Origin of the sequence: Streptomyces sp. NPDC058576 (assembly GCF_042718715.1) — a bacterium.
GTDB lineage: Bacteria > Actinomycetota > Actinomycetes > Streptomycetales > Streptomycetaceae > Streptomyces.
The window spans coordinates 43,061-65,383 of record NZ_JBHXPF010000043.1; the positions used below are offsets into that span (position 1 = coordinate 43,061).

21 protein-coding genes are annotated in these 22,323 nt (G+C 72.7%); 11 read left to right on the forward strand and 10 right to left on the reverse strand.

Features of this window, described 5'->3' with window-relative positions:
- Window positions 1-52 precede the first annotated feature (52 nt).
- Complete coding sequence (locus ACFWRV_RS26100) at window positions 53-943, reverse strand: ABC transporter permease (protein ID WP_384338169.1); 891 nt, start codon at window positions 941-943, stop codon at window positions 53-55.
- A gap of 474 nt (window positions 944-1,417) precedes the next feature.
- Between ACFWRV_RS26100 and ACFWRV_RS26105 the strand changes: the two genes are divergently transcribed.
- Genes ACFWRV_RS26105 through ACFWRV_RS26115 form a run of 3 tightly spaced genes read left to right on the forward strand, consistent with a single transcriptional unit; the run spans window position 1,418 to window position 3,912 of the window.
- Window positions 1,418-1,927, forward strand: a complete 510-nt coding sequence (locus ACFWRV_RS26105) for a SigE family RNA polymerase sigma factor (RefSeq protein ID WP_384338189.1) — start codon at window positions 1,418-1,420, stop codon at window positions 1,925-1,927.
- Between the two features lie 9 nt (window positions 1,928-1,936).
- Complete coding sequence (locus tag ACFWRV_RS26110) at window positions 1,937-2,893, forward strand: hypothetical protein (RefSeq protein WP_384338170.1); 957 nt, start codon at window positions 1,937-1,939, stop codon at window positions 2,891-2,893.
- Window positions 2,890-3,912: a DUF3152 domain-containing protein gene (locus tag ACFWRV_RS26115; protein ID WP_384338171.1), complete on the forward strand. Its 1,023-nt coding sequence runs from the start codon at window positions 2,890-2,892 to the stop codon at window positions 3,910-3,912. The genes ACFWRV_RS26110 and ACFWRV_RS26115 overlap by 4 nt, the downstream gene beginning before the upstream one ends.
- A gap of 20 nt (window positions 3,913-3,932) precedes the next feature.
- Here ACFWRV_RS26115 and ACFWRV_RS26120 read toward each other — a convergent pair whose 3' ends face one another.
- The 4 genes from ACFWRV_RS26120 to ACFWRV_RS26135 form a co-directional block, all read right to left on the reverse strand.
- Window positions 3,933-4,613 carry a hypothetical protein gene (locus ACFWRV_RS26120; protein ID WP_384338172.1) on the reverse strand — a complete coding sequence of 227 codons (681 nt, stop codon included), beginning with the start codon at window positions 4,611-4,613 and terminating at the stop codon, window positions 3,933-3,935.
- A gap of 206 nt (window positions 4,614-4,819) precedes the next feature.
- Window positions 4,820-6,019, reverse strand: coding sequence for a cyclic dehypoxanthinyl futalosine synthase (gene mqnC / locus ACFWRV_RS26125; protein WP_384338173.1), 1,200 nt, complete (start codon window positions 6,017-6,019; stop codon window positions 4,820-4,822).
- A 72-nt stretch (window positions 6,020-6,091) separates the two neighbouring features.
- Window positions 6,092-8,074: a protein kinase gene (locus ACFWRV_RS26130; protein ID WP_384338174.1), complete on the reverse strand. Its 1,983-nt coding sequence runs from the start codon at window positions 8,072-8,074 to the stop codon at window positions 6,092-6,094.
- Between the two features lie 292 nt (window positions 8,075-8,366).
- Window positions 8,367-9,248 (reverse strand): menaquinone biosynthetic enzyme MqnA/MqnD family protein, encoded by an 882-nt coding sequence (locus ACFWRV_RS26135; RefSeq protein ID WP_384338175.1) that lies wholly within the window; start codon window positions 9,246-9,248, stop codon window positions 8,367-8,369.
- A 332-nt stretch (window positions 9,249-9,580) separates the two neighbouring features.
- Between ACFWRV_RS26135 and ACFWRV_RS26140 the strand changes: the two genes are divergently transcribed.
- Window positions 9,581-9,784 (forward strand): cold-shock protein, encoded by a 204-nt coding sequence (locus tag ACFWRV_RS26140; protein WP_003967102.1) that lies wholly within the window; start codon window positions 9,581-9,583, stop codon window positions 9,782-9,784.
- 158 nt (window positions 9,785-9,942) lie between these two features.
- Complete coding sequence (locus tag ACFWRV_RS26145; protein ID WP_384338176.1) at window positions 9,943-10,770, forward strand: MerR family transcriptional regulator; 828 nt, start codon at window positions 9,943-9,945, stop codon at window positions 10,768-10,770.
- Between the two features lie 60 nt (window positions 10,771-10,830).
- Here ACFWRV_RS26145 and ACFWRV_RS26150 read toward each other — a convergent pair whose 3' ends face one another.
- Window positions 10,831-12,051, reverse strand: a complete 1,221-nt coding sequence (locus ACFWRV_RS26150; protein WP_384338177.1) for an amidohydrolase family protein — start codon at window positions 12,049-12,051, stop codon at window positions 10,831-10,833.
- Between the two features lie 302 nt (window positions 12,052-12,353).
- Between ACFWRV_RS26150 and ACFWRV_RS26155 the strand changes: the two genes are divergently transcribed.
- The gene (locus ACFWRV_RS26155; protein ID WP_384338178.1) at window positions 12,354-15,320 is read left to right on the forward strand and encodes a BTAD domain-containing putative transcriptional regulator; all 2,967 of its coding nucleotides are present in this window, start codon (window positions 12,354-12,356) and stop codon (window positions 15,318-15,320) included.
- Between the two features lie 189 nt (window positions 15,321-15,509).
- A complete protein-coding gene (locus tag ACFWRV_RS26160) occupies window positions 15,510-15,671 on the forward strand; it encodes a hypothetical protein (protein WP_384338179.1) in 162 nt (53 codons plus the stop codon).
- Between the two features lie 131 nt (window positions 15,672-15,802).
- Here ACFWRV_RS26160 and ACFWRV_RS26165 read toward each other — a convergent pair whose 3' ends face one another.
- From ACFWRV_RS26165 to ACFWRV_RS26175, 3 genes are all read right to left on the reverse strand, one after another.
- Complete coding sequence (locus ACFWRV_RS26165) at window positions 15,803-16,198, reverse strand: hypothetical protein (protein ID WP_384338180.1); 396 nt, start codon at window positions 16,196-16,198, stop codon at window positions 15,803-15,805.
- Window positions 16,198-16,479: a hypothetical protein gene (locus tag ACFWRV_RS26170; RefSeq protein WP_384338181.1), complete on the reverse strand. Its 282-nt coding sequence runs from the start codon at window positions 16,477-16,479 to the stop codon at window positions 16,198-16,200. Before ACFWRV_RS26170 ends, ACFWRV_RS26165 begins: the two co-directional genes overlap by 1 nt.
- A gap of 86 nt (window positions 16,480-16,565) precedes the next feature.
- Complete coding sequence (locus ACFWRV_RS26175; protein WP_384338182.1) at window positions 16,566-18,119, reverse strand: FadD3 family acyl-CoA ligase; 1,554 nt, start codon at window positions 18,117-18,119, stop codon at window positions 16,566-16,568.
- Between the two features lie 100 nt (window positions 18,120-18,219).
- Here ACFWRV_RS26175 and ACFWRV_RS26180 point away from each other — a divergent pair, with 100 nt between their 5' ends.
- From ACFWRV_RS26180 to ACFWRV_RS26190, 3 genes are read left to right on the forward strand one after another with little or no spacing between them, the layout of a single operon-like run.
- Window positions 18,220-19,368, forward strand: a complete 1,149-nt coding sequence (locus ACFWRV_RS26180; protein ID WP_384338183.1) for a lipid-transfer protein — start codon at window positions 18,220-18,222, stop codon at window positions 19,366-19,368.
- Window positions 19,369-19,372: 4 nt separating this feature from the next.
- On the forward strand, window positions 19,373-19,834 hold the full coding sequence (locus tag ACFWRV_RS26185; protein ID WP_384338184.1) for a Zn-ribbon domain-containing OB-fold protein: 462 nt from the start codon (window positions 19,373-19,375) through the stop codon (window positions 19,832-19,834).
- Window positions 19,835-19,837: 3 nt separating this feature from the next.
- Window positions 19,838-20,620, forward strand: coding sequence for an enoyl-CoA hydratase/isomerase family protein (locus ACFWRV_RS26190; RefSeq protein ID WP_384338185.1), 783 nt, complete (start codon window positions 19,838-19,840; stop codon window positions 20,618-20,620).
- A gap of 39 nt (window positions 20,621-20,659) precedes the next feature.
- Here the strand turns inward: ACFWRV_RS26190 and ACFWRV_RS26195 are convergent, their stop codons facing one another.
- The gene (locus ACFWRV_RS26195; protein WP_384338186.1) at window positions 20,660-21,181 is read right to left on the reverse strand and encodes a hypothetical protein; all 522 of its coding nucleotides are present in this window, start codon (window positions 21,179-21,181) and stop codon (window positions 20,660-20,662) included.
- A gap of 208 nt (window positions 21,182-21,389) precedes the next feature.
- Here ACFWRV_RS26195 and ACFWRV_RS26200 point away from each other — a divergent pair, with 208 nt between their 5' ends.
- Window positions 21,390-22,073, forward strand: coding sequence for a hypothetical protein (locus ACFWRV_RS26200; protein ID WP_384338187.1), 684 nt, complete (start codon window positions 21,390-21,392; stop codon window positions 22,071-22,073).
- Window positions 22,074-22,323: the final 250 nt, after the last annotated feature.

The window sequence follows — 22,323 nt, forward strand, 5'->3', positions numbered from 1 at the left end:
TGCGTGTCCTTCGTACGGGAGGGGGAGGGGTGGGCGGAAAGGGGAAGGGCGGTCAGGCGTGGCCGCGCCACGGGGCGAGGCGGTCCGCCAGCAGGCGCAGGGCCGCGTCGATGAGCAGGCCGGAGATACCGATCGCGAAGAGGCCGAGCACGACGGTGTCGGACTGGTTGTAGCGCTGGGCGTCCCGGATCAGGCCGCCGATCCCCGGCAGTCCGTTGACGGTCTCGGCGGCGACGACGGAGGAGTACGCGATGCCGAAGGCGAGCCGCACGCCGACGAGGATCTCGGGCAGCGCGGAGGGCAGCACGACGGAGGTGACGACCTGTCCCCGCCGGGCCCCGATCGCCCGGGCCGCCTCGACCAGGGCCGTCGGCGCGGACGCCACGGCGGACGCGGTGGCGACGGCGACCGGCGGCATCGCGGCGATGGCCAGCAGCCACAGCTTGGGCGCCTCGTCGATGCCGAACCAGATGATCAGCAGGCTGAAATAGGCGAGCGGGGGCAGGGTGCGCAGGAACGCCACCGCGGGTTCCAGCACCACCCGCACCCACGGCAGCGTCCCCATGAGGACGCCGAGCACGAGCCCCGCCACCACGCCCGCACCGGCCCCGATGAAGATCCGGCGCAGGCTGATCCCGAGGTGCTCGACCAGGGTGTGCCCCTGGTAGCCCCGGACGCCGTCGTGCGTACCGGAGGTCTCCAGCAGCGCCCGCCACACGGCGGCGGGCGAGGGCACCAGCACCGGCGACCACAGCTGGAGCACGGTCACCAGCTGCCAGCCGCCGAGCAGGACGGCGAGCGCGAGGACCCGCAGTCCGATCCGGCGCAGCAGGGCGGCGCGTTCGGGACGGCGGCGGCCGCCGCCGGCGTTCGGCGGGCCCGGGGACGCCGGAGCGGCCGCGGCTTCGGCGGTCCGTTCCCGCAGGGACGGGGAGGTCGGCATGGAGGGATCTCCGGAGTCATGGAGCGTCGCCGGACCTGCGTCAGGCAGGCCGGAGGGACACGCGAGGGGCGGCGCTGGGAACGCGACGATGCGAGGGACGGGACCCGGAGGGGATCAGGCGCTCAAGGCGCTCAAGGTGCTGATACCGGGGACGCGCGCAGGCATCACGTGGGCATCACCGAGGATGCCGCGGCCGGCATCAACAGGATGCGCTGGAGACGCGGCAGAGATCGATGTGGAGGCACTCCACCAGAAAACGATCGACTGTCACGGGCGCTGTTCTAGCACAGCGCTTCGCTCGGACACCAGGATCCGCCAGGGAGTGAGACACCCCCGGACCGGTGCGTGGACGGGTGCGCACACCGTCTCGAACTGATCTTCACTTCTCTTCAACCTTTCCGGCACACGGGTGCTCTGTAAGGGGTGGGAGCCGAGGAGAGGGGAGAGCGGATGCCGGCAGGGGCGGAGCCCGCCATGGCGGACGGCGAGCGCGCCGCGTTCGAGGCGTACGCCCGGACCGGGCAGCGCCGGCTGTACCGGACGGCCTACCTGCTGTGCGGCGACGTCGAGGGCGCGCAGGACCTGACGCAGACGACGCTCGCCAAACTGTTCCAGCACTGGCGCAGGGCGAGCCGGGCGGACAACCTCGACGCCTACGCCAAGACCGTGCTGGTGCGCACCTTCGTCGCCGAACGCCGCCGCTCCGTAAGGGATCTGCTCGCCCACAACCGCAACGCGCCCCGCCCGCAGCCCAATCCCGCGCCGGGCGCCGACCTGCGGGTCACGCTGCTCGGGCTGCTCGCCGAACTCCCGCCCCGGGCCCGGGCGATGGTCGTCCTGCGCTACTGGGACGACCTGAGCGTGGAGACCGTCGCGTCGCTCCTGCGGTGCAGCGAGTCCACGGTGAAGAGCCAGTGCTCGCGTTCGCTCGTCCGCCTGCGCGCCCGGATGGGCGACGTCCAGCTCTACTCCACCGGAAGCTGAGGGCCGGTCATGACCCCTGAACCGCACGAGCTCCTGCCGCCCCGCGAGCACGGGGAGGGCGCCCCCGGCCACGGCACACCCGACGAGGAGCTGTTCCGGGACGCCCTGCACCGGACGGCCGGCCCGCTGTCCCTCCAGCCCGATCTGGTCCCCGACGCCGTACGGGAGGGCCACCGGCGGCGGGCCAGGAGCCGGGCGTACGCGGTCGCGGGCACCTTCGTCGCGGTGACCGCCCTGACTCTGGGCCTCTCCGTGCTCGGCCCGTGGCTGCTGTCGGGCCCGAACCAGGAACCCGCGTCGCCCGCCGGACCGTCCCTCTCCCTGCCCGCCCCCACGCCCACCCCGTCCCCCCGACGTACGGAGCCACTCCCCGACATGCCGAGCCCCACCGCCACCCCCGTGCCGACGGAGTCCGCGGCCGTGCCGCCCGTTCCCCCCGGGCCGCCCGCGCCCTCCCTGTCGGGCCCGCCCGGCCTCGGCCCCCAGGAGGCCCAGCGCCTGGCGGACTTCCGGCAGCAGGCGGCCGGGGTCCTGGACGCCCTGCTGCCCGCTTCGGTCGGGACCGTCCTGCCGGCCGGGGACGACCCGGAGGCCTACCAGGGGCGGCACGCCGGCGTCGTGCACCCCGTCCGGCTGGCGCTACGCCCGGATCCGGGGAGCCCGGAGCCCGCCTGCCGCGACCTCCCGGAGAAGGGGCTGACCTGCGAGTCCGTCACCCTGGACGACGGCACGCCCGCGCAGGCCTACCGGCAGTCCGTTGAGGGCCGGACGGGCACGGAGGTCTCCCTCCAGTACCGGTACGGCCGCAGCACGGTGGCGCTGTCCGTCGCGCCCGCGCCGACCGGGGCGGGCGGCACTCCCGTCACCGCCGAGGACCTCGTCCGGGTCGTCCAGAGCCCCCGGTTCCGGGAGCTGATCGCGTACGCCGACGAGAACCCGGTGGCGTGGAGCGGGGCCGCCTCGTGACGCGCCGCCGCACGACCGGCACCCTGCCGCCCGCGTCCGGGGAACCGGCCCGCGACGAGGACACGTTCCGGCTGCGCGTGCCGCCGCCCCGGAGTTCGGAGCCCACCCGGAGCGGGCCCCGGTCGGCTCCCCGTTCCGCGCCCGCTCCGCGGTCCCGGTCCGCGGTGCGGTCCCGGGTGCGGCGGCGGCAGCGGAACCGGCGGCGGGCGGCCGGGCTCGCCGTGCTGGCGCTCGCGGTCGCGGCGGGGGCGGCGCTCCTCGTGGGCCGCCCCTGGCAGTCCGGGGGCGGTCCGGCCGACGCGACCCCGGCCCCCTCCCGTACCGCTCCGGCGGGCGGACCGGACAACGCGTCAAAGCCTCTGGAGGACGCCCCCGCGCCCCCTCCCCCGCCGACCCCGTCGACCAGCCCGTCGGCCGAGGCCGGGGCGGAGGCGGAAGACGACCCCCGGGCCGAGGACATCCCCGCCTCGGGGCCCGGCACGTTCACCGTGGCCCGGGCGGGCGTCACGGCGAAGGGCGGGGGCAGCGCCTACCGGGTCGAGGTGGAGAACGGCAGCGGCGTCGACCCCGACCGGGCCGCCGCCGACATCGCCGACGTCCTCGCCGACCCGCGCGGCTGGAGTCACGGCGGCGAGCGCTCGGTCCGCCAGGTCGCCGACGGATCGGCCGGACTGGTGATCCGGATCGCCACTCCGGCGACCACCGACCGGATGTGCGGCGAGTACGGCCTGAACACGCGCGGCGAGGTCAACTGCCGGGGCGGCGAGAAGGTGATGGTCAACCTGAAGCGCTGGCAGCTCGGTTCACCGCAGTTCGACGGGCCGGTCTCCGAGTACCGGGCGCTGATCGTGAACCACGAGGTCGGCCACTGGCTGGGGCGCGGCCACGAGACCTGCCCGGGGAAGGGCCGCCCCGCGCCCGCGATGATGCAGCAGATCGACGGACTGAAGGGCTGCGTCGCCAACGCCTGGCCGTACGACGCGAAGGGACGCTATCTGGGCGGCCCGAAGGTGCCGTGACGCCTGCGGGGGAGGCGGCCTCAGCGGGCGCGGTGCACGAGCCGCCCCGCGAGCACGGTCGCCACGCAGGGCCGGGGCCCTCCCCCGTACAGCGCCGCCTCGTCGGCCACGTCGAAGACAGCGAGGTCGGCCCGGCCGCCCACCCTCAGCGGGCCGTGCGCCGTACGGGCCAGATCACCGCCCGCCGCGAAGGGATCCAGGTCCGGCGGACCGTTCCGTTGGGGCGGGGGCTCGCCGGGCCCCTCGCTCACCGGCGGGGCCGGGACCTGCACGAGGCCCGACCGGGCGACGGCGGTGCGCAGCGCCGGGTCGTCCGCGCCGAAGGGGCCCGCCACGTGCGTCGTGCCGTGCCGCAGCATCCGCTGGAGCCCGCGCCGCACGCTGCCCGCCCGCCGGGCCGGGTCCATCGTCGCCGCCAGCCGCTCGAACTGCTCGCCCCGGAGCGGGAGTTCGCCCAGCTCGTCGGCCTCGCGGGGGTCCGGGTGGTAGCAGCGGGTGAGCAGTTCGGCGGCCCGGTCCTGGCGCAGTCCGGGCGTGAGGAGGCCGGGCCAGCGGCGGACCCGGGCGGCCGGGTGCGCGGCGGCGACCTCCTCGTAGGTCCCGAGGGCGGCGATCCGGTCGCCGTCCACCGCCACCGCCCCGTCCACGACGGCCGCCGCGCCGAGCGGAAGGAGCAGCGGCGCGGCGTGAATGGTCAGCACGGGGGCGAGGGCCTTTCGTCTGGATCAGGCCGGATCAGGGAGCGGGGTCCGGTGCGTGCAGCTGCAAGGCGGAGGATTGAGGCATGGCGGAGCCACGGTGATTGACGACAACGCGGGAGGGGGCCCCTCCCTGCTCGAGCGGAGCCGAGAGCTTGGGGGAGTGCGTGCCGGACCCCGCGAGCCCGGCATGATCCAGACGAACGGCCCTAGTTGGCGTTGAGGAGCTTCAGCTCCGGGTGGGCCGTGCCGCCCTCGATCGCGGTGGACGAGATGTGCGAGACGACGCGCTCGTCGACCGGGTCCATCGCCGGGTCGTCGTGCACGACGAGGTGCTCGTACGTCGTGGCGCGCTGCGCGGGGACCCGGTCCGCCTTGCGGATCAGGTCGATGATCTCCAGCCGGTTGGAGCGGTGCTTGGCCCCGGCCGAGGAGACGACGTTCTCCTCCAGCATGATCGAGCCGAGGTCGTCCGCGCCGTAGTGCAGCGACAGCTGGCCGACCTCCTTGCCCGTGGTCAGCCAGGAGCCCTGGATGTGGGCCACGTTGTCGAGGAAGAGCCGGGCGATGGCGATCATCCGCAGGTACTCGAAGAGCGTGGCCTGCGTCTGGCCCTTCAGCTTGTTGTTCTCCGGCTGATAGGTGTACGGGATGAAGGCGCGGAAGCCGCCCGTACGGTCCTGGACGTCCCGGATCATCTTCAGGTGCTCGATGCGCTCGGCGTTGGTCTCGCCGGTGCCCATCAGCATGGTGGAGGTGGACTCCACGCCGAGGCCATGGGCGATCTCCATGATCTCCAGCCACCGCTCGCCGGACTCCTTGAGCGGGGCGATCGCGGTGCGCGGCCGGGCGGGCAGCAGCTCGGCGCCCGCGCCGGCGAAGGAGTCGAGCCCGGCGGCGTGGATGCGGCTGATGGCCTCCTCGGCGGAGACCTTCGAGATCCGGGCCATGTGCTCGATCTCGGAGGCGCCCAGCGAGTGGATGACCAGCTGCGGGTACGCCTTCTTGATCGCGGAGAAGTGCTCTTCGTAGTACTCCACGCCGAAGTCCGGGTGGTGGCCGCCCTGGAACATGATCTGGGTGCCGCCCAGCTCCACGGTCTCCGCGCAGCGGCGCAGGATGTCGTCGAGGTCGCGGGTCCAGCCCTTGTCGGTGGCCTTGGGCGGGGCGTAGAAGGCGCAGAACTTGCAGGCCGTCACGCACACGTTGGTGTAGTTGATGTTGCGCTCGATGATGTACGTCGCGATGTGTTCCGTACCGGCGTAGCGGCGGCGGCGTACGGCGTCGGCGGCGGCGCCCAGCGCGTGCAGGGGCGCGGACCGGTAGAGGTCGAGCGCCTCCTCCGGGGTGATCCGACCGCCCTCGGCGGCTCGGTCGAGGACGGGCTGAAGGTCGGCCTTCTCGGTCACCGGGCTGTCACCTTTCGGCGGTTTTTTTGAGGATCCTCGGACCGATCCAGCGTACGCCAGCCCCTTGCGCGATCAGCCGCCGGACCGGGTGAGCTTCCCGTACGGGAGACCGGCGGCGCGTTCCTTCGATCGGTAGTCCAGGGTGCCGTCGTCGGCGAGACGGAAGACCAGGTCGGCCTCGGTGCCGGTGCACAGGCCGGGGGTGCTGGGGCGGTCCGGGTCGGTGGCCTCGCGGATGTTCAGCTCCTGCGCGGTGCCGGAGGCGAGGGTGCCGACGCTGTTGCAGGTGACGGTGATGCCGAGCTGGGAGATGGTCGTGCTCATCCGGACGACCCGCTCGCCCCGCTTCCCCGCGGTGAAGACCGCGGTGAGGGTGCCGTGGGGCTGGCCGGTCGTCTTCTCGGTGACGGGCCCCTCCCAGGTGCCGACGTACGCCTTCGGCAGCTCGCCGGCCGGGGCCTCGCCCGCGTCGTCGGACTCGGCGGGCTTCGGCTTCTCCCCGGCCGGCGGGGAGGTGGAGGCGGAGGACGACGGGTTCGCCGCGGTGTCGTTGCCCTGTTCGGCGTCGCCGCCCGGGAAGAGGCCGTCGAGCAGCCCCGTGCCGAGGGTGACGACGGCGAGCGCGCCCGCCACGGCCAGGGCGACGGTGCAGCTGACCCGGCGGCCGCGGCGTTCCCCGGTCGTCCGGCGGTCCTCGGCGCTGACGGTGAAGGAGAGACGCGGGTCGCCGGCCCGCTGCCCCGGCAGGCCGCTCGCGCCGCGCGTGCCGTCGCCGCCCTGCCGGTAGGTCCCGGCGTGCGCCGGGGGCGGGGGTCCGGTGGGGGCGGACCTGGCACGCGGAGGCATCGATGGCGGAGGCGGGGGCGGCGGGCCGTAGTCGTCCTGCGGATGCGGCGTCCCGTACGCGTCGTCCTGCGGATGCGGGGTCCGGAACGGCACGTCGTCCTGCGTCGCTTCCGGCGCCGCTTCACCCGGCGCTTCACCCGGCGCTTCCTGCGGACGCGGTGTCCCGTACGACGCTTCCCGCGGGTTCGGGGCGGGCGGGCCGGATACGCCGGGCCGGCCCTGTGCGGCCTCCCCCGGCCAGGGGCGAGGCCCGGCCCCCGCTCCCAGCGACGCGCTGCTGAAGGGCACCGGCCCCGACTGCACCGGCGCGTCCTGCGGTTCCAGGTCCAGCAGCGCCACAGCGGACCGGCTCACCTCGCGCACCAGGCCGCCCGGCAGCCAGCCGCCCGCCACCATCGCCGCCGCTCCGCCGGGAGCCAGCACCCGGGCGAGGTCGGCCGGGGCGGGGCGAGCTGCCGGGTCCTTGGCGAGGCAGCCCGCGACCACCTCGCGCAGCTCGCCCTCCAGGTCGCCCAGCTCGGGTTCCTCGTGGACCACCTTGTAGAGGAGTACGGCGGAGGAGTCGCCCGGGAAGGGGGCCGCGCCCGTCGCCGCGTACGCGAGCACCGCGCCGAGCGAGAAGACGTCGGCCGCGCCGGAGACGTCCCGGCCCCGGATCTGCTCGGGCGCCATGTAGCCGGGCGAGCCGACGGAGACCCCGGTGGAGGTCAGCGAGACGGTCGCGCCGAGGGCCCGGGCGATGCCGAAGTCGATGAGGCGGGGGCCGTCGAGAGCGAGCAGCACGTTGGACGGCTTCACGTCGCGGTGGACGATGCCCTGGTCGTGGACGGCCGCGAGGGCCTCGGCGAGACCCGCGCCCAGGGTGCGTACCGCGTGCTCGGGCAGCGGACCGTGCTCGGTGACCGCCTGGGAGAGCGGCGGCCCGGCGACGTAACCGGTGGCCACCCACGGCACCGGGGCGTCCGGGTCGGCGTCCAGGACGGGGGCCGTCCACTGGGCGCCGATGCGCCGGGCGGACTCCACCTCGCGCCGGAACCGGGCGCGGAACTGCTCGTCGAGGGCGAAGTGGGGGTGGACCACCTTGACCGCGACCGTGCGCCCACCCGCGCTGCGGCCGAGATAGACCCGGCCCATACCGCCCGCGCCGAGCCTGCCGAGCAGCCGGTAGGCACCGATGGTGTGCGGTTCGCCCGCTTCCAGCGGCTGCATATTGGACTCCCCCTGTGACCCCTGCGGACGGTGAACTGCCGACGGTCAACCGTGTGGACGGCCCGGACCCGGACCGAAGCCTAGGGCGCGCCACCGGCGTGGTCACCGGGAAACGGCCGGACCATTCCCCCTTCTCCGGTCAGGAGGGGATCTTTTCGCCCCGGGGAAAGGCGCGAATGTGTTGTTGCGCCGCCCGTCATTCCGCAGCCGGCAGGCCTATCGGGATTGCCTGCCCGGGAACGGGAAAGGGAATTCTTCCTTTCCCGGATGTGCGGCCGCCGAGATCCCCGGTTCAGCCGCCGAGCAGCTCCACGCGGACGTCGGCCGGGTAACCGGTGTCCCGGCCGGTGCGGCGGGCGAACTCGCGGACGCCGGCCAGTTGGTCCGGGCCGAAGCGGAAGTCGAGCGTCGTGAAGTACTGCTCCAGCACCTTCGCGTCGAAGGCCTCCCAGCGGGCCGCCTGCTCCGCGACCTTGGCGACCTCCTCCAGGGAGAGGTCCCGGGAGGCCAGGAACGCCTCGTGGACCTGGGCCGTCTGTTCGGGGTGCGCGGCGAGGAAGTCCTTGCGGGCCGCCCAGACCGCGAAGACGAACGGCAGCCCCGTCCACTCCTTCCACATCCGGCCCAGGTCGTGGACCTGGAGCCCGAGCCGGGGGGCGTCGTGGAGGTTGGCGCGCAGCGCGGCGTCGCCGATCAGCACGGCGGCGTCCGCCTCCTGCATCATCAGGCCCAGGTCGGGCGGGCAGGTGTAGTAGTCGGGCCGCACGCCGTAGCGCTCGGCCAGCAGCAGCTGGGCCAGCCGCACCGAGGTACGGGAGGTCGAGCCGAGCGCCACCCGGGCCCGGTCGAGCTGTTCCAGCGGGAGCTGGGAGACGATCACGCAGGACATCACGGGCCCGTCGCAGCCGACCGCGATGTCGGGGAAGGCCACCAGGTCGTCGGCGTTGCGCAGGTATTCCACGAGGGTGACCGGGCCGATGTCCAGGTCCCCCCTGATCAGCTGCTCGCTGAGCCGCTCCGGGGTGTCCTTGGAGAGCTCCAGGTCGAGCAGGGTTCCGGTCCGCGCCAGGCCCCAGTAGAGGGGGAGGCAGTTCAGGAACTGGATGTGGCCGACGCGGGGCCGGCTGCGACGGTCGTCGTCGCCTTCGCGGGGGGAGACGGTTGAATTGTCCACATCGCGAGGCTAGACCCGCATCCGGCCGCGGGCACCACCGGGGCCCGTGCGCCCCGCCCCGCGCCCCGCCCGTACGCCACTCCGCGCCCCCTTCCGAAGGCCCCCGCGCAGCCCTCCCGTCAGACGCCCGACGGGGGCCGTCAAACCTTCGGGTGAAGTGATCTTTCCCTCTACCGCTCTCCGGAGACTGCGTGCTAGGCTCGCCCGCAAGTTGCAGTTTGGTTTCCCTTGCAGTACAGAGCCTGCGGAGCATGTAACCCGCAGGCTTTTGTAGTTTTCAGACTTGTTTGCAGGTTCTGGAGCAGGGCAACCCTTTGGCCCAAGGAGGGCTTATGGCTACCGGAACCGTCAAGTGGTTCAACGCTGAAAAGGGCTTCGGCTTCATCGCCCAGGACGGCGGCGGCCCGGATGTCTTCGTTCACTACTCCGCGATCAACGCGTCCGGGTTCCGCTCCCTTGAGGAGAACCAGGTCGTGAACTTCGACGTCACTCAGGGACCCAAGGGTCCGCAGGCTGAGAACGTCACCCCGGCCTAGTTGCCCGGGTCGGTCGATCGCGGCCGTACACAGCAGTAACCAAGGAGCCCCGCTCCCCCGCTTCGGCGGAGGAACGGGGCTCCTGCCTGTGCGCGGTGGCCCGGGTCCGGCCGTAGCTTGACCTTGACACCGTGTGAGGCGGTGCAGTGGGAGCCATCATGTTCACCATCGGAGATTTCGCCAGGTACGGACGGGTGTCGCCCCGGATGCTGCGTCACTACGACGCCATCGGGCTGCTGCGCCCGGTCCGCATCGACCCCGCCACCGGCTACCGCCTCTACGGCGCGGCCCAGCTCGGGCGGCTCAACCGGATCATCGCGCTCAAGGACCTCGGCTTCACGCTCCAGCAGGTGGGAGCGGTCCTGGACGAGCAGGTGGGTCCGGAGGAGCTGCGCGGCATGCTGCGGCTGCGGCGGGCGGAGCTGGCGGAGGCCGCGGCAGCCGCGACGGCGCGGCTGGCCCGGGTCGAGGCGAGGCTCCGGTCGATCGAGAGCGAGGGGCGCATGCCTGCCGACGACGTTGTGATCAAGACCGTTCCGGCGGTCCGGGTGGCCGAGCTGACCGGGACGGCCGCGAGCTACCAGCCGCAGGACATCGGGCCGGTGATCGGCCCGCTGTACGAGCGGCTCTTCCCGCTCCTGGAGGGCGCGGGCGTGCGGCCCACCGGCCCCGGGATCGCGCGGTACGAGGACCAGCCCGGGGGCGGCGGCGCGATCGTCGTGCACGCCGGGGTGACGGTGTCGGCCCCGGTGGGCGCGGTCGGGGACACGGGAGTGCGGGTGGTGGAGCTGCCGGCGTTCGAGGCGGCGACGATCGTGCACCGCGGCGCGATGGACGACGTACTGCCGGCGACCCACACCCTGGCCGGCTGGCTGGACGCCAACGGCTACCGCTCCACGGGCTACAGCCGCGAGGTCAACCTGGAGTGCCCGCCGGACCGGACGCAGTGGGTGACGGAGCTCCAGGAGCCGGTGGCGAAGAGCTGACGCGGGGCGTACGGGGAGGCGCGGGCCCCCTCCCCGTACGCACGTGCTGGGCACCGAGGCTCAAGGGCCCGCCCAGAGCCCGTCCTCCGTGAGTCCCAGCAGCTCGATCGCGTTGCCGCGCACGATCCGGTCGACGACATCCGGGGCGAGGTGGCCCATCTGCTCCTCGCCGACCTCGCGGGAGCGGGGCCAGGTGGAGTCGGAGTGCGGGTAGTCCGTCTCGTACAGGACGTTGCCGACGCCGATCGCGTCGAGGTTCCTCAGCCCGAAGGCGTCGTCGAAGAAGCAGCCGTGGACGTGCTCGGCGAACAGCTCGGACGGGGGCCGGTGGACCTTCTCGGCGACGCCGCCCCAGGCCCGGTTCTCCTCCCAGACCACGTCGGCGCGTTCCAGGATGTACGGGATCCAGCCGATCTGCCCCTCCGCGTACATGATCCGCAGGTTGGGGAAGCGTTCGAACTTGCCGCTCATCAGCCAGTCGACCATCGAGAAGCAGCAGTTGGCGAAGGTGATGGTGGAACCGACGGCGGGCGGCGCGTCGGCGGAGGTGGACGGCATCCTCGACGAGGAGCCGATGTGCATGGCGATGACGGTGCCCGTCTCGTCGCAGGCCGCGAGGAACGGATCCCAGTCGTCCGTATGTATGGACGGGAGCCCGAGATGGGGAGGTATCTCGGAGAATGCGACGGCGCGCACGCCCCGCGCCGCATTGCGCCGTACCTCGGCGGCGGCCAGTTCCGCGTCCCACAGCGGGACCAGGGTGAGCGGGATGAGGCGGCCGTGCGCCTCGGGGCCGCACCACTCCTCCACCATCCAGTCGTTGTACGCGCGCACGCCGAGGAGCCCCAGCTCGCGGTCCTTCGCTTCGGTGAACGTCTGCCCGCAGAAGCGCGGGAAGGTCGGGAAGCAGAGCGCGGACTGGACGTGGTTGACGTCCATGTCGGCGAGCCGGTCCGGGACCGAGAAGGAGCCCGGACGCATCTGCTCGTAGGTGATGATCTCCAGCTTGATCTCGTCCCTGTCGTAGCCGACAGCCGTGTCCAGGCGGGTGAGCGGGCGGTGCAGGTCCTCGTACACCCACCAGTCGCCGACCGGCCCGTCGTCGCCCTTCGCGCCCATCACGGGCGCGAACTTGCCGCCCATGAAGGTCATTTCCTTCAGCGGTGCGCGGACGACGCGGGGTCCGGAGTCCGCGTACCTGGACGGGAGCCGGTCCCGCCAGACATGAGCGGGCTCCACCGTGTGGTCGTCCACCGAGATGATCTTCGGGAAGGTCTCCATGCGTTCCACGGTAGCGTCGATCTGACGAACCGTCAGCTAGTGTGCGCGCATTGACGTGGGATCCGGCGGGGAGCACGGCACGGTGCGCGGTTCCCGAATCGTTGTCGAGGGCTTGTGCAGAGCGTCACCCACTGCTGACGAGTCCGCCCGGGACAAGGCAGACTGTTGAGCGCGATACCAGCGGTACCGCGCCATCCGGATGCACACCGCACTTCGGCGCACGGCGGACTTTCGGGCGCGGGCACCACCGGCAGGATCCGCAGACGAGCGGGACCGGCAGGCGAGCAGGACAGGGGGCATCAATGGACCGTGACAACGGGCCACGCGTGCGCGTACCGGAGCAGCGTGCTCCGGAGAAACCGGGAACGGCGGACGCCCTCAGGTTCACCGTGCTCGGCCCCGTACGGGCCTGGCGGGGCCCGGAGCTGCTGTCCTCCGGCTCGCCCCAGCAGCGCGCCCTGCTGACCGCGCTGCTGCTGCGTGAGGGCCGGACGGCCACCGCGGGCGAGCTGATCGACGCGTTCTGGGGCGAGGACCCGCCCTCGCAGGCACTGGCCACGATCCGGACGTACGCCTCCCGGCTCCGCAAGATCCTGGGCCAGGACACCCTGGTCAGCGAGTCGGGCGGGTACGCGATCCGGATCGGCCGGGGTGCGCTCGACCTCACCCTGGCGGAGGACCTGGCGGGCGAGGCGGAGAAGGCGCGCGCGGCCGGGGACCGCTGCCAGGCACGCACCCTGATCAACAAGGTGCTGGGGCTGTGGGACGGCGAGGCGCTGGCCTCGGTGCCGGGACCGTACGCCGACAACCAGCGGACCCGGCTGGAGGAGTGGCGGCTCCAGCTCACCGAGACCCGGCTCGACCTGGACCTGGAGGTCGGCTGCCATGCGGAGGCCGTCTCCGAGCTGACCGCGCTCACCGCCGCGCACCCGCTGCGCGAGCGGCTGCGCGAGCTGCTGATGGTGGCGCTGTACCGCAGCGGCCGGCAGGCCGAGGCCCTCGCGGTGTACGCGGACACCCGCCGGCTCCTCGCGGAGGAGCTGGGCGTGGACCCGCGCCCCGAACTGGCCCAGCTCCAGCAGCGGATCCTGCGCGCCGACGAGGAGCTGGCCCGCCCGGCGGACGAACCGGCCCCCGCGCCCGCGCCGTTGCGCCCCGCACAGCTCCCCGCCACGGTGCCGGACTTCACCGGCCGGTCCGCGTTCGTATCGGAGCTGGGCAGCCGGCTCGCCACCGCCGAGGGCTCGGTGATGGCGGTCTCCGCGGTGGCCGGGATCGGCGGCGTCGGCAAGACGACGCTGGCCGTGCACGTCGCCCACCAGGCCCGCCGGCACTTCCCGGACGGGCAGCTCTACGTCGACCTCCAGGGCGCGGGGGCCAGGGCCGCCGAGCCGGAGACGGTCCTCGGCTCGTTCCTGCGGGCCCTCGGCACGGCGGACTCGGCGATCCCGGACACGCTGGACGAGCGGGCCGCGCTGTACCGCTCGACGCTGGACGGCCGCCGCATCCTGATCCTCCTCGACAACGCCCACGACGCCGCCCAGATCCGCCCGCTGCTGCCCGGTACGCCGGGGTGCGCGGCACTGGTGACGAGCCGCGTGCGGATGGTGGACCTGGCCGGGGCGCATCTGGTGGACCTGGACGTGATGTCGCCCGAGGAGGCGCTCCAGCTCTTCACCCGGATCGTCGGCGCGGAGCGGGTGGGCGCGGAGCGCGAGGCGGCCCTCGACGTGGTGGCCGCGTGCGGCTTCCTGCCCCTGGCCATCCGTATCGCCGCCTCCCGTCTGGCGGCCCGCCGCACCTGGACGGTGTCGGTCCTGGCCGCGAAGCTCGCGGACGAGCGCCGCCGCCTGGACGAGTTGCAGGCGGGCGACCTCGCGGTGAAGGCCACGTTCGAACTCGGCTACGGCCAGCTGGAACCGGCCCAGGCCCGCGCCTTCCGCCTCCTGGGCCTCGCCGACGGCCCGGACATCTCCCTCGCGGCGGCCGCCGCCCTGCTGGACCTGGACCAGCATGCGGCGGAGGACCTCCTGGAGGCCCTGGTCGACACGAGCCTGGTGGAGTCCGCCGCTCCGGGCCGCTACCGCTACCACGACCTGGTGCGGCTCTACGCGCGTGCGTGCGCGGAGCGGGACGAACAGCCGCCGGTGGAGCGGGAGCTGGCGCTGTCGCGGCTGCTGGACTTCTATCTGGCGACGGCGGCGGGGGTGTACGCGCTGGAGCGGCCGGGGGACCGGCTGGTGGATCACCTGGCGCGCGTCGACCAGCCGGGCCTGGTGTTCGAGCAGCGGGGCCCCGCCCTGGACTGGATCCACGCGGAGGCCGAGTGCCTGCTGGCGTGCGCCCACCAGTGCACCGACTCGGCCTCCTTGCGCCGGGCGGCCGATCTCCTGCTCGCCGCGAAGGATCTGCCCGAGTCCGGGGCCAACTCCCGGCGGTACGAGCTGGCCGCTCAGGCCGTGCTCGCCGCCGCCGTCCGTACGGGCGATGTGCACGCCGAGGGCAGGGCCCGGACCGCTCTCACGAACGTCTTTCACTTCGCGGGCCGATTCGACGAAGCCGAGCAAGAGGCCGAGAAGGCCATGGCCCTCTCCACGGCCGGCGAGGACCCGATCCCCGGCGGGTACGCGGCGAACACCCGGGGCTTCATCGCGGTCTATCAGGGCCGCTACGCGGAGGCGGAGAAGTACCTGCAGGTGGCGATCGCCAGTTTCCGGAGCGACGACAACGGGCCGAGCGAGGCGAGCGCCCTCTGCAACCTGTCACGGGCGCAGCTGGCCATGGGCCGGACGGACAGCGCGGTGACCCTTGCCCGGCAGGGGGTCGACATATACGACCGCCAGGGGCTGAGTCTGCGTATGGCGAACGGACGCTACGCCCTGGGTATCGCCCTCACCCAGGCGGGAGACCTGGCAGACGCCCTCACCCAGCTCACCGATGCCCTGGACATCTTCCACGAGAGTCGTCAGCCGCTCTGGGAAGGGATGACACACTTCCGGCTGGCCGAACTCCACCTTCTCGCCGGCCGTTCGACTCAGGCTGCCGCCCATGCCGAGCAGGCCATCGCTCTGCGGGGTATCGGTGGGGAGTGGCGGCGCGCAACCGTGCTGACCGTTCTGGGGAAGGCTCTGAAGCTGCTGGGCCAGGTGGACCGGGGGCACGCCTGCTGGGTCGAAGCGCTGACGATCTTCGAGAACCACGGCTCGCAGGAAGCGGCGGAGGTTCGCACCCTTCTGTCCCCCCTGACCGTGGACCAAAGGCGTCCCTGACAGGACGTTCATCGTTCGTTTATCCCCCCACGGCACTCTCATCAGTAGAGATCCGTCGCGTCGGGGGGCAGACGGATCTCCCGACGGCCGCGGCGCTAGATTAGGCGGCCCCTGCCCGTCCGGCGACCTCCGGGGGAGTCGCCGGACGGGCTTTCCGATCTTGTCCGCTGATCCACGTTGGAGCGAACCATGAGCGACATCAACAAGCCCACGATCAGTCCGAAGCCGCTGGACGACCACATGTCCGGGGGAGACAAGGGCGTCGTCGGGCCCCAGGACGACCACATGTCCGGTGCGGACAAGAATGTCGCGAAGCCGCAGGACGACCACATGTCCGGAGAGAAGCCCTAGCCGTCCGGCATGACACGGAACGGCCGCGGCGACGCCGAGGGGGAGCCGCCGCGGTCGCGGTACGGGGGAATGTGGGAGGGGCCCGAGACGGGGGAAACGCTCGGGCCCCTCCCGCGTGTGCGGGGCGACGGCTAGAGGGCCCGCAGCTGAACTTTCTTCCCGCACAGCTTGCCCAGGTCGTCCACGTCTGACGTGAACAGCGCCGTCCGGCCCTGCTGCCGATTCGCGATGGTGGCGAGCGCGGCGTCGATGGCGTACTTGTGGCCGTGCAGTCCGGCCTCGCGCAGGAGGCGGATCGCCTCGTCTGCGATGTCCTTGGTGACGGGTTCGACGACGATCCCGGACATCGCCCAGTCCCACACCGGCCGCCGGATCTTGCTGTGGTACGCCTCGATCAGGGTCATCGAACTGGTCACCACACGGATGCCCGCCCGGTGCGCGTCCTTGAGGCGGCTCTTCATCTCCGAGTTGCCGAGAGCCGCCCGCGAGACCGCCTCGCAGTCCAGTACGTACGTGATGTCCGGCATCAGGCGGCCGACGCGCCCCGGCGCGCGGGGGCATCCGCTTCCTGGTCGGTGAACCACTGCTCGATCTCGCGGCGCTCGGCCTCGGCTGCCGTCAGGTCGGCGTCGGCGACGGGGCCGTATTCGCCCTCAAGGCGCTCCACCAGCTCCCCCAGCCGGTCATGCTCACGCTGCCGCTCTACGGCCCGCGCGACATACGCGCTGAAGGCGCCGGGGCCCACCTCGCTCCGGATCTCCTCCGCCAGCTCCTCAGGCAGGGTGACCGTGTACTTCTTGGTTGCCATACTCTCGACCATACCGCCAGGAGAGCCCCGACGCCCTCCCCGTTCACCCATACAGCGAAACCGAACAAAGGTTCCCCACTCAAGGCCTACCGCCGCCGCAGCTCCCCCTTCACCACCTTGCCGCTCGCGTTGCGCGGAAGCTCCGGGATGAACTCCACCGCCCTCGGGACCTTGAAGTTCGCCATCTCGCGGCGGGACCAGGCGATCAGGTCGTCCGCCGTGAGCGTCGCGCCCCGGCGGCGGACCGCGTACGCCTTGCCGACCTCGCCGAGCCTCGGGTCCGGGACGCCGATGACCGCGACGTCGGCCACGTCCGGGTGGAGACCGAGAAGCTGCTCTATCTCGGCCGGGTAGGCGTTGAAGCCGCCCACGATGAACATGTCCTTGATCCGGTCCGTGATCCGCAGGTTGCCCGCCGCGTCCAGGACGCCCACGTCGCCGGTGCGGAGCCAGCCGTCCTCGGTCATCGTGACCGCCGTCGTGTCCGGGTCCTCGAAGTAGCCGGTCATCACGTTGAAGCCGCGGACCTGCACCTCGCCCGGAGCGCCCGGTTCCGCCAGGACGCGGATCTCGGTGCCGGGGATCGCGCGGCCCGAGGTGGTGGCCACGGTCTCCGGCGCGTCGCCCCGGCGGCACATCGTGACGATGCCGCTCGCCTCGGAGAGGCCGTACGCCGTGAGGACCGTGGCGATGTGGAGTTCGTTGCGCAGGCGTTCCACGAGCTGGAGCGGGACCACCGCCGCCCCGGTGACCACGAGGCGGAGGGCTGACAGGTCGTGGGCCGCGCGCGCCGGGTGGTCCAGCAGGGACTGGTGGAGCGTGGGCGGGCCGGGCAGCACGGAGATACGTTCCGCCGCGATGTTCGCCAGCACCGTGTCCACGTTGAACACCGGCTGCGGCACCATCGTGGCCCCCCGCGTCAGACAGGCGATGATCCCGGCCTTGTAGCCGAAGGTGTGGAAGAAGGGGTTCACGATCAGATAGCGGTCGCCCTCGCGCAGACCCGCCAGCTCGCTCCAGATCTCGTACGCGCGCAGCGTCTGGGCGTGCGTGATGACCGCACCCTTGGGGGCGCCCGTGGTGCCCGAGGTGTAGATGATGTCGGAGGGGTCCGAGGGGGCGATGGCCGCCGCCCGCTCCCGTACGGCGGAGGACGGTACGCCCGCCCCGCCCGCCAGGAAGTCCGGCCAGCTCGTGTAGTCCTCGGGGGCCGTGTCCGCCAGCACCACCACCCGCTCCAGGTCCGGCAGTCTCACCTCCGCCCGCCGCAGCGACGCCACGTACGAGGTGCCCAGGAAGGTGCCCGTGACGAACAGCAGCCGCGCCCGGCTGCGGCGCAGGATGTACGCCGCCTCCGCGCCCTTGAAGCGGGTGTTCAGCGGGACCAGCACCGCGCCGGCCGTCACCGCCCCGAGCGCGGAGACGATCCAGTCCGTGGTGTTCGGCGCCCAGATCGCGACCCGGTCCCCCGGCTCGACCCCGGCGGCGATGCACGCGGCGGCGGCGCGCTCCACGCGGTCGCCCAGTTCGGCGTACGAGAGCCGGGTCCGGCCGTCGGCCACCGCCTCCGCCGGGCCGTACCGCTCGGCCGCCGCCCGTACCAGCCCCGGGATGCTGCCCCATTCCTCGTCGCCCCGCATCACGCGCCCGCCTTCCCGCCGCCGCACTAGCTGACTATCCGTCAGATTAGCGGTAGCCTCTGCCGCTGTCAGCAGGCGCGACAGTGCGGGAGGTCAGCGGATGGCGACGCTCAAGGACGCGACGGCGATAGCCGGGATAGGACAGACGGCGTTCGCGAAACGGCTCCCGGAGTCCGAGAAGACGCTCGCCTGCCGGGCGATCCTGGCGGCCCTCGATGACGCCGGGATCGCCCCGTCGGAGGTCGACGGCTTCGCCTCGTACACGATGGAGGAGACCGACGAGGTCGAGGTCGCCAAGGCGATCGGGGCCGGGGACGTCACCTTCTTCTCCAAGGTCGGTTACGGGGGCGGGGGTTCGTGCGCCACCCTCGCCCATCTCGCCGCCGCCGTCGCCACCGGACAGGCGAGCGTCGGCGTCGCCTGGCGGTCGCGCAAGCGCGGTTCCGGGCCCCGCCCGTGGAAGAACACCGCCGTCCAACTCCCCACGCCCGCCCAGTGGACCCGGCCCTACGGGCTGCTGCGGCCCGCCGACGAGATCGGCCTGCTCGCCCGGCGCTACATGCACGAGTACGGGGCCACCCGCGACCACCTCTTCAACGTGGCGCTCGCCTGCCGCAACCGGGCCAACCAGAACCCCGCCGCGATCATGTACGACCGCCCGCTGACCCGCGAGATGTACATGACCTCCCGCTGGATCAGCGAACCGCTCTGCCTCTTCGACAACTGCCTGGAGACCGACGGGGCGCTGGCCTGTGTCATCGTCTCCGCCGAACGCGCCCGCGACTGCCGGCAGAAGCCCGTCTACCTCCACTCCGTCGCCCAGGGGCTGCCCGCCCAGCACCACGGGATGGTCAACTACTGGAACGACGACCCGCTCACCGGCCCCGCCTGGACCGCAGCCCGACAGCTCTGGAAACAGGCCGACTTCGGGCCGGACGATGTCCATGTGGCCCAGATCTACGACGCGTTCACCCCGCTCGTCCCGCTCTCCCTGGAGGGCTACGGCTTCTGCGGGCGCGGCGAGGGCGGGGCGTTCACCGAGGGCGGGGCGCTGGAGAGCGGCGGGCGGCTGCCGATCAACACCGGCGGCGGAGGGCTGAGCGAGGCGTACGTCCACGGCTTCAACCTCATCACCGAGGGCGTGAAGCAACTGCGCGGCACCTCGACCGCCCAGGTGCCGGACGCCGCCACCTGCCTGGTCACCGCCGGCGAGGGCGTGCCGACGTCAGCTGTCCTGCTGAGGAGTTGAGGAGATGGACGTGAACGATTCCCTGCTGCTTCCCGTCGTGGACGAGGACGGCGCGCCCTTCTGGGAGTACGCCGCCCGGGGCGAACTGCGCGTCCAGGCCTGCGCCTCCGCCGCCTGCGGCGAACTGCGCTTCCCGCCCCGGCCCTGCTGCCCGCACTGCGGGTCGTTCGAGCGGGACTGGCGGGAGATGAGCGGGCGCGGCCGGCTCTGGTCGTATGTCCTCCCGCACCCACCGCTGCTCCCCGCCTACGCCGAACAGGCGCCTTACAACGCGGTGTTGGTGGAGCTGGTCGAAGCCCCGCACATCCGGCTGGCCGGGAACGTCGTCGCCTCCCCCGACGCGCCGCTGAACTCCGTCGACCCGGCACGGCTGCGGATCGGCGCTCCGGTGCGGGCGCTCTTCTGCCCGGTCGCCTCCGGCGGCGCACCCGGCGTCACGCTCGTCCGCTGGCTCCTGGAGCGGTGAGCGATGGCGCTGCGCACCGAGCGGGACGAGGACACCGGGGTCGCGCTCGTCACCCTGGACCGGCCGGCCAAGCTCAACGCGATCGATCTGGAGACCGCCGAGGAACTGTCACTGCTGTGGCGGGAGTTGCGGTTCGACGAGTCGGTGCGGGCCGTGGTCCTCACCGGGGCCGGAACACGTGCCTTCAGTACGGGGATCGACCGGGGCGTCACCGTCCCGCAGCCCCCGTCCCCGTACGCCGTCGACGACCCCCTCCTGCGGATCGGCCCCAAGGCGAACGACCTGTGGAAGCCGGTGATCGCGGCGGTGGAGGGGATGGCCTGCGGCGGGGCGTTCTACCTGCTGGGCGAGGCGGAGTTCGTCGTCGCGTCCCGGGAGGCGACGTTCTTCGACCCGCACACGACGTACGGGATGGTCTCGGCGTACGAGGCGATCGCGATGGCCCAGCGGATGCCGTACGGGGAGGTCGCCCGGATGTCCCTGATGGGCACCGCGGAACGGGTGAGCGCCGAGCGTGCGTACGCGGTCGGGCTGGTCAGCGAGGTGACGGAGCCGGGCTGCGCGGTGGCGGCGGCGCTGCGGGCGGCTGCGGTGATCGCCGGCTGCCCGACGGAGGCGGTCCAGGGGACGGTCCGGGCGGTGTGGTCCGCGAAGGAGGCGGCCCGGGTCCAGGCGATGGCCCAGGCCCCGGCGCTGATCGCCCTGGGCAATCTGGCCCCGGAGCGACAGGCGGAGCTGTTCGAGGCTCGGGGCGGGGGCGGGGGCGGGCAGCCCCGGGTGCGGTGATCCGCGTCCGCCCGCCCCGCCCGGGCAGGTCGCGTCGGCTCAGAGTGCCACGGCGGTCACTTCGCAGCGCTTGACCCGGGACACCTTGCCGGGGCTCTCCATCCGCACGGTGAGGGTGCGGACCTCGCCGCCGTCGAGGTTCGTGGTGGTCTCGGCGGTGTCCACGGTGTTGCCGAGGGCGTCGACGAACCGCACGTCGATCTCGTACTCCTGCGAGCCCGGCTCGTTCGCCCGCAGCTCGACCAGCGAGGAGGTGACCGCCTTGCGCTTGCCCTTGCGCGGCGCGGCGCAGCGGATCACCCGGACGGCGGGGGCGTCGGACGCGGTGGGCGTCGGGGTTCCGTAGGAGGAGCCGGACGACGAGGAGTCGTCGTAGTCGTCGTCGTAGTCCGTGTCGCGGTAGCCGTTGTTGCTCTTCTTCGAGCTGGAGCAGCCACCGCCGCCCGAGCTGCTGCTCTTGCCGCCCTTGCTCTTGCCGCCGCTGGTGGAGGTGGTGAATCCGGTGAGCGCGAGCACCACCACGACCAGGACCGCCGCGAACTTCATCTGTCGCCGCATCATGGATGCAGCCCCCCTTGAGTTTTGTTGCCGGATGTCGTGCCGGTGGCGTGCGTTGCCCTTCTCAGCATGCCGTGCGCGACGCATGTTCAGGTCATGACCCTGTCACGGTCCGGTCATGGTCTGCGTGGCGGGGGTGATCGTCCCGGCGTAGCGTCGGCTGCGGGGGACGCTCGCGTACGCGCCGGGCCGGCGCCCCTGGAGGCTGACGATGATCCGCAACGTCCTCGGTTCGCTCGTCGCCCTGGCCGGGGCGGCCTCGGCCGTGCTGAGCCCGTTCCGCGACTGGTACGACGGGCGGACCGGGCGCGACTACCGGATGCGGGACCTGTTCGAGGGGATCACCGCCACGGAGTCGGGGGTGCTGGTCTCGATCCTGCTGCCGTTCCTGGCGGCGGCGCTGCTGGTGATCCTGGGCGTGGTGCTCCGGTCGCGGCTCGTGGTCGCCCTCGCGGGCCTGGTGGTGCTGGGCTTCACGATCCTGTGGATGGTCCGCCAGGGGCAGGCGGCGGGGTCGCTGACGGTGGGCGGGGACGGGGCGGGGTTGCAGGTGGGGGTGGCGAACGCGGTGGCGGGCGGGTTGCTGATGTTGATCGGGGCGTTGCTGATGAGTGGCCGGCGGAGCCGGCGGGAGCGGTCGCGGGGGCCGGTGCGGGAGCGGGAGCCGGTGGAGCCGTTCGCCGTGCCGGCGGCGGATCAGGTGGATACCTGGCCGCCCACGCAGGAGCCGGGGATGTCCGTGCAGACGTCGCCGTGGCCGGAGCCGGAGGTGGACCCGTACACGGGGCCCGATCCCCGTGATCCCCGTACGCGGTCCTATCCGCAGGCACCGCATCCGGAGGACGATCCCCGGGATCCGGTGCATCCGCCGCATCGGCCGCCGCCGGGGGGTTGACCGTCCCCCGTCGAGGGTTCCGTCCTCAAGCGCCGGACGGGCTGGGACGACGCGGGGGTGCCGCCCCACCGGGCGAGGGTTCCGTCCTCAAACGCCGGACGGGCTGGGTGGTGCCGGACGGGCGGGGAAATCAAGCCCGTCCGGCGATTGAGGACATCTTTGAGCCCGTCCGGCGCATGAGGACGCCTTTACACCCCCTACGGCCCATTATGACCACCATACAACCCGACCGGCGCATGAGGACAAGAGG

Bases quoted from the DNA above. Each gene is read 5' to 3' on its own strand.
- ACFWRV_RS26175 (WP_384338182.1), bottom strand. From the start codon at position 18,119: ATGCGGGGCGACGAGGAATGGGGCAGCATCCCGGGGCTGGTACGGGCG.
- ACFWRV_RS26190 (WP_384338185.1), top strand. From the start codon at position 19,838: ATGGCGCTGCGCACCGAGCGGGACGAGGACACCGGGGTCGCGCTCGTC.
- ACFWRV_RS26195 (WP_384338186.1), bottom strand. From the start codon at position 21,181: ATGATGCGGCGACAGATGAAGTTCGCGGCGGTCCTGGTCGTGGTGGTG.
- ACFWRV_RS26200 (WP_384338187.1), top strand. From the start codon at position 21,390: ATGATCCGCAACGTCCTCGGTTCGCTCGTCGCCCTGGCCGGGGCGGCC.
- ACFWRV_RS26185 (WP_384338184.1), top strand. From the start codon at position 19,373: ATGGACGTGAACGATTCCCTGCTGCTTCCCGTCGTGGACGAGGACGGC.
- ACFWRV_RS26160 (WP_384338179.1), top strand. From the start codon at position 15,510: ATGAGCGACATCAACAAGCCCACGATCAGTCCGAAGCCGCTGGACGAC.
- ACFWRV_RS26145 (WP_384338176.1), top strand. From the start codon at position 9,943: ATGTTCACCATCGGAGATTTCGCCAGGTACGGACGGGTGTCGCCCCGG.
- ACFWRV_RS26180 (WP_384338183.1), top strand. From the start codon at position 18,220: ATGGCGACGCTCAAGGACGCGACGGCGATAGCCGGGATAGGACAGACG.
- ACFWRV_RS26110 (WP_384338170.1), top strand. From the start codon at position 1,937: ATGACCCCTGAACCGCACGAGCTCCTGCCGCCCCGCGAGCACGGGGAG.
- ACFWRV_RS26155 (WP_384338178.1), top strand. From the start codon at position 12,354: ATGGACCGTGACAACGGGCCACGCGTGCGCGTACCGGAGCAGCGTGCT.
- ACFWRV_RS26165 (WP_384338180.1), bottom strand. From the start codon at position 16,198: ATGCCGGACATCACGTACGTACTGGACTGCGAGGCGGTCTCGCGGGCG.
- ACFWRV_RS26170 (WP_384338181.1), bottom strand. From the start codon at position 16,479: ATGGCAACCAAGAAGTACACGGTCACCCTGCCTGAGGAGCTGGCGGAG.
- ACFWRV_RS26105 (WP_384338189.1), top strand. From the start codon at position 1,418: ATGGCGGACGGCGAGCGCGCCGCGTTCGAGGCGTACGCCCGGACCGGG.
- ACFWRV_RS26140 (WP_003967102.1), top strand. From the start codon at position 9,581: ATGGCTACCGGAACCGTCAAGTGGTTCAACGCTGAAAAGGGCTTCGGC.
- ACFWRV_RS26130 (WP_384338174.1), bottom strand. From the start codon at position 8,074: ATGCAGCCGCTGGAAGCGGGCGAACCGCACACCATCGGTGCCTACCGG.
- ACFWRV_RS26100 (WP_384338169.1), bottom strand. From the start codon at position 943: ATGCCGACCTCCCCGTCCCTGCGGGAACGGACCGCCGAAGCCGCGGCC.
- ACFWRV_RS26150 (WP_384338177.1), bottom strand. From the start codon at position 12,051: ATGGAGACCTTCCCGAAGATCATCTCGGTGGACGACCACACGGTGGAG.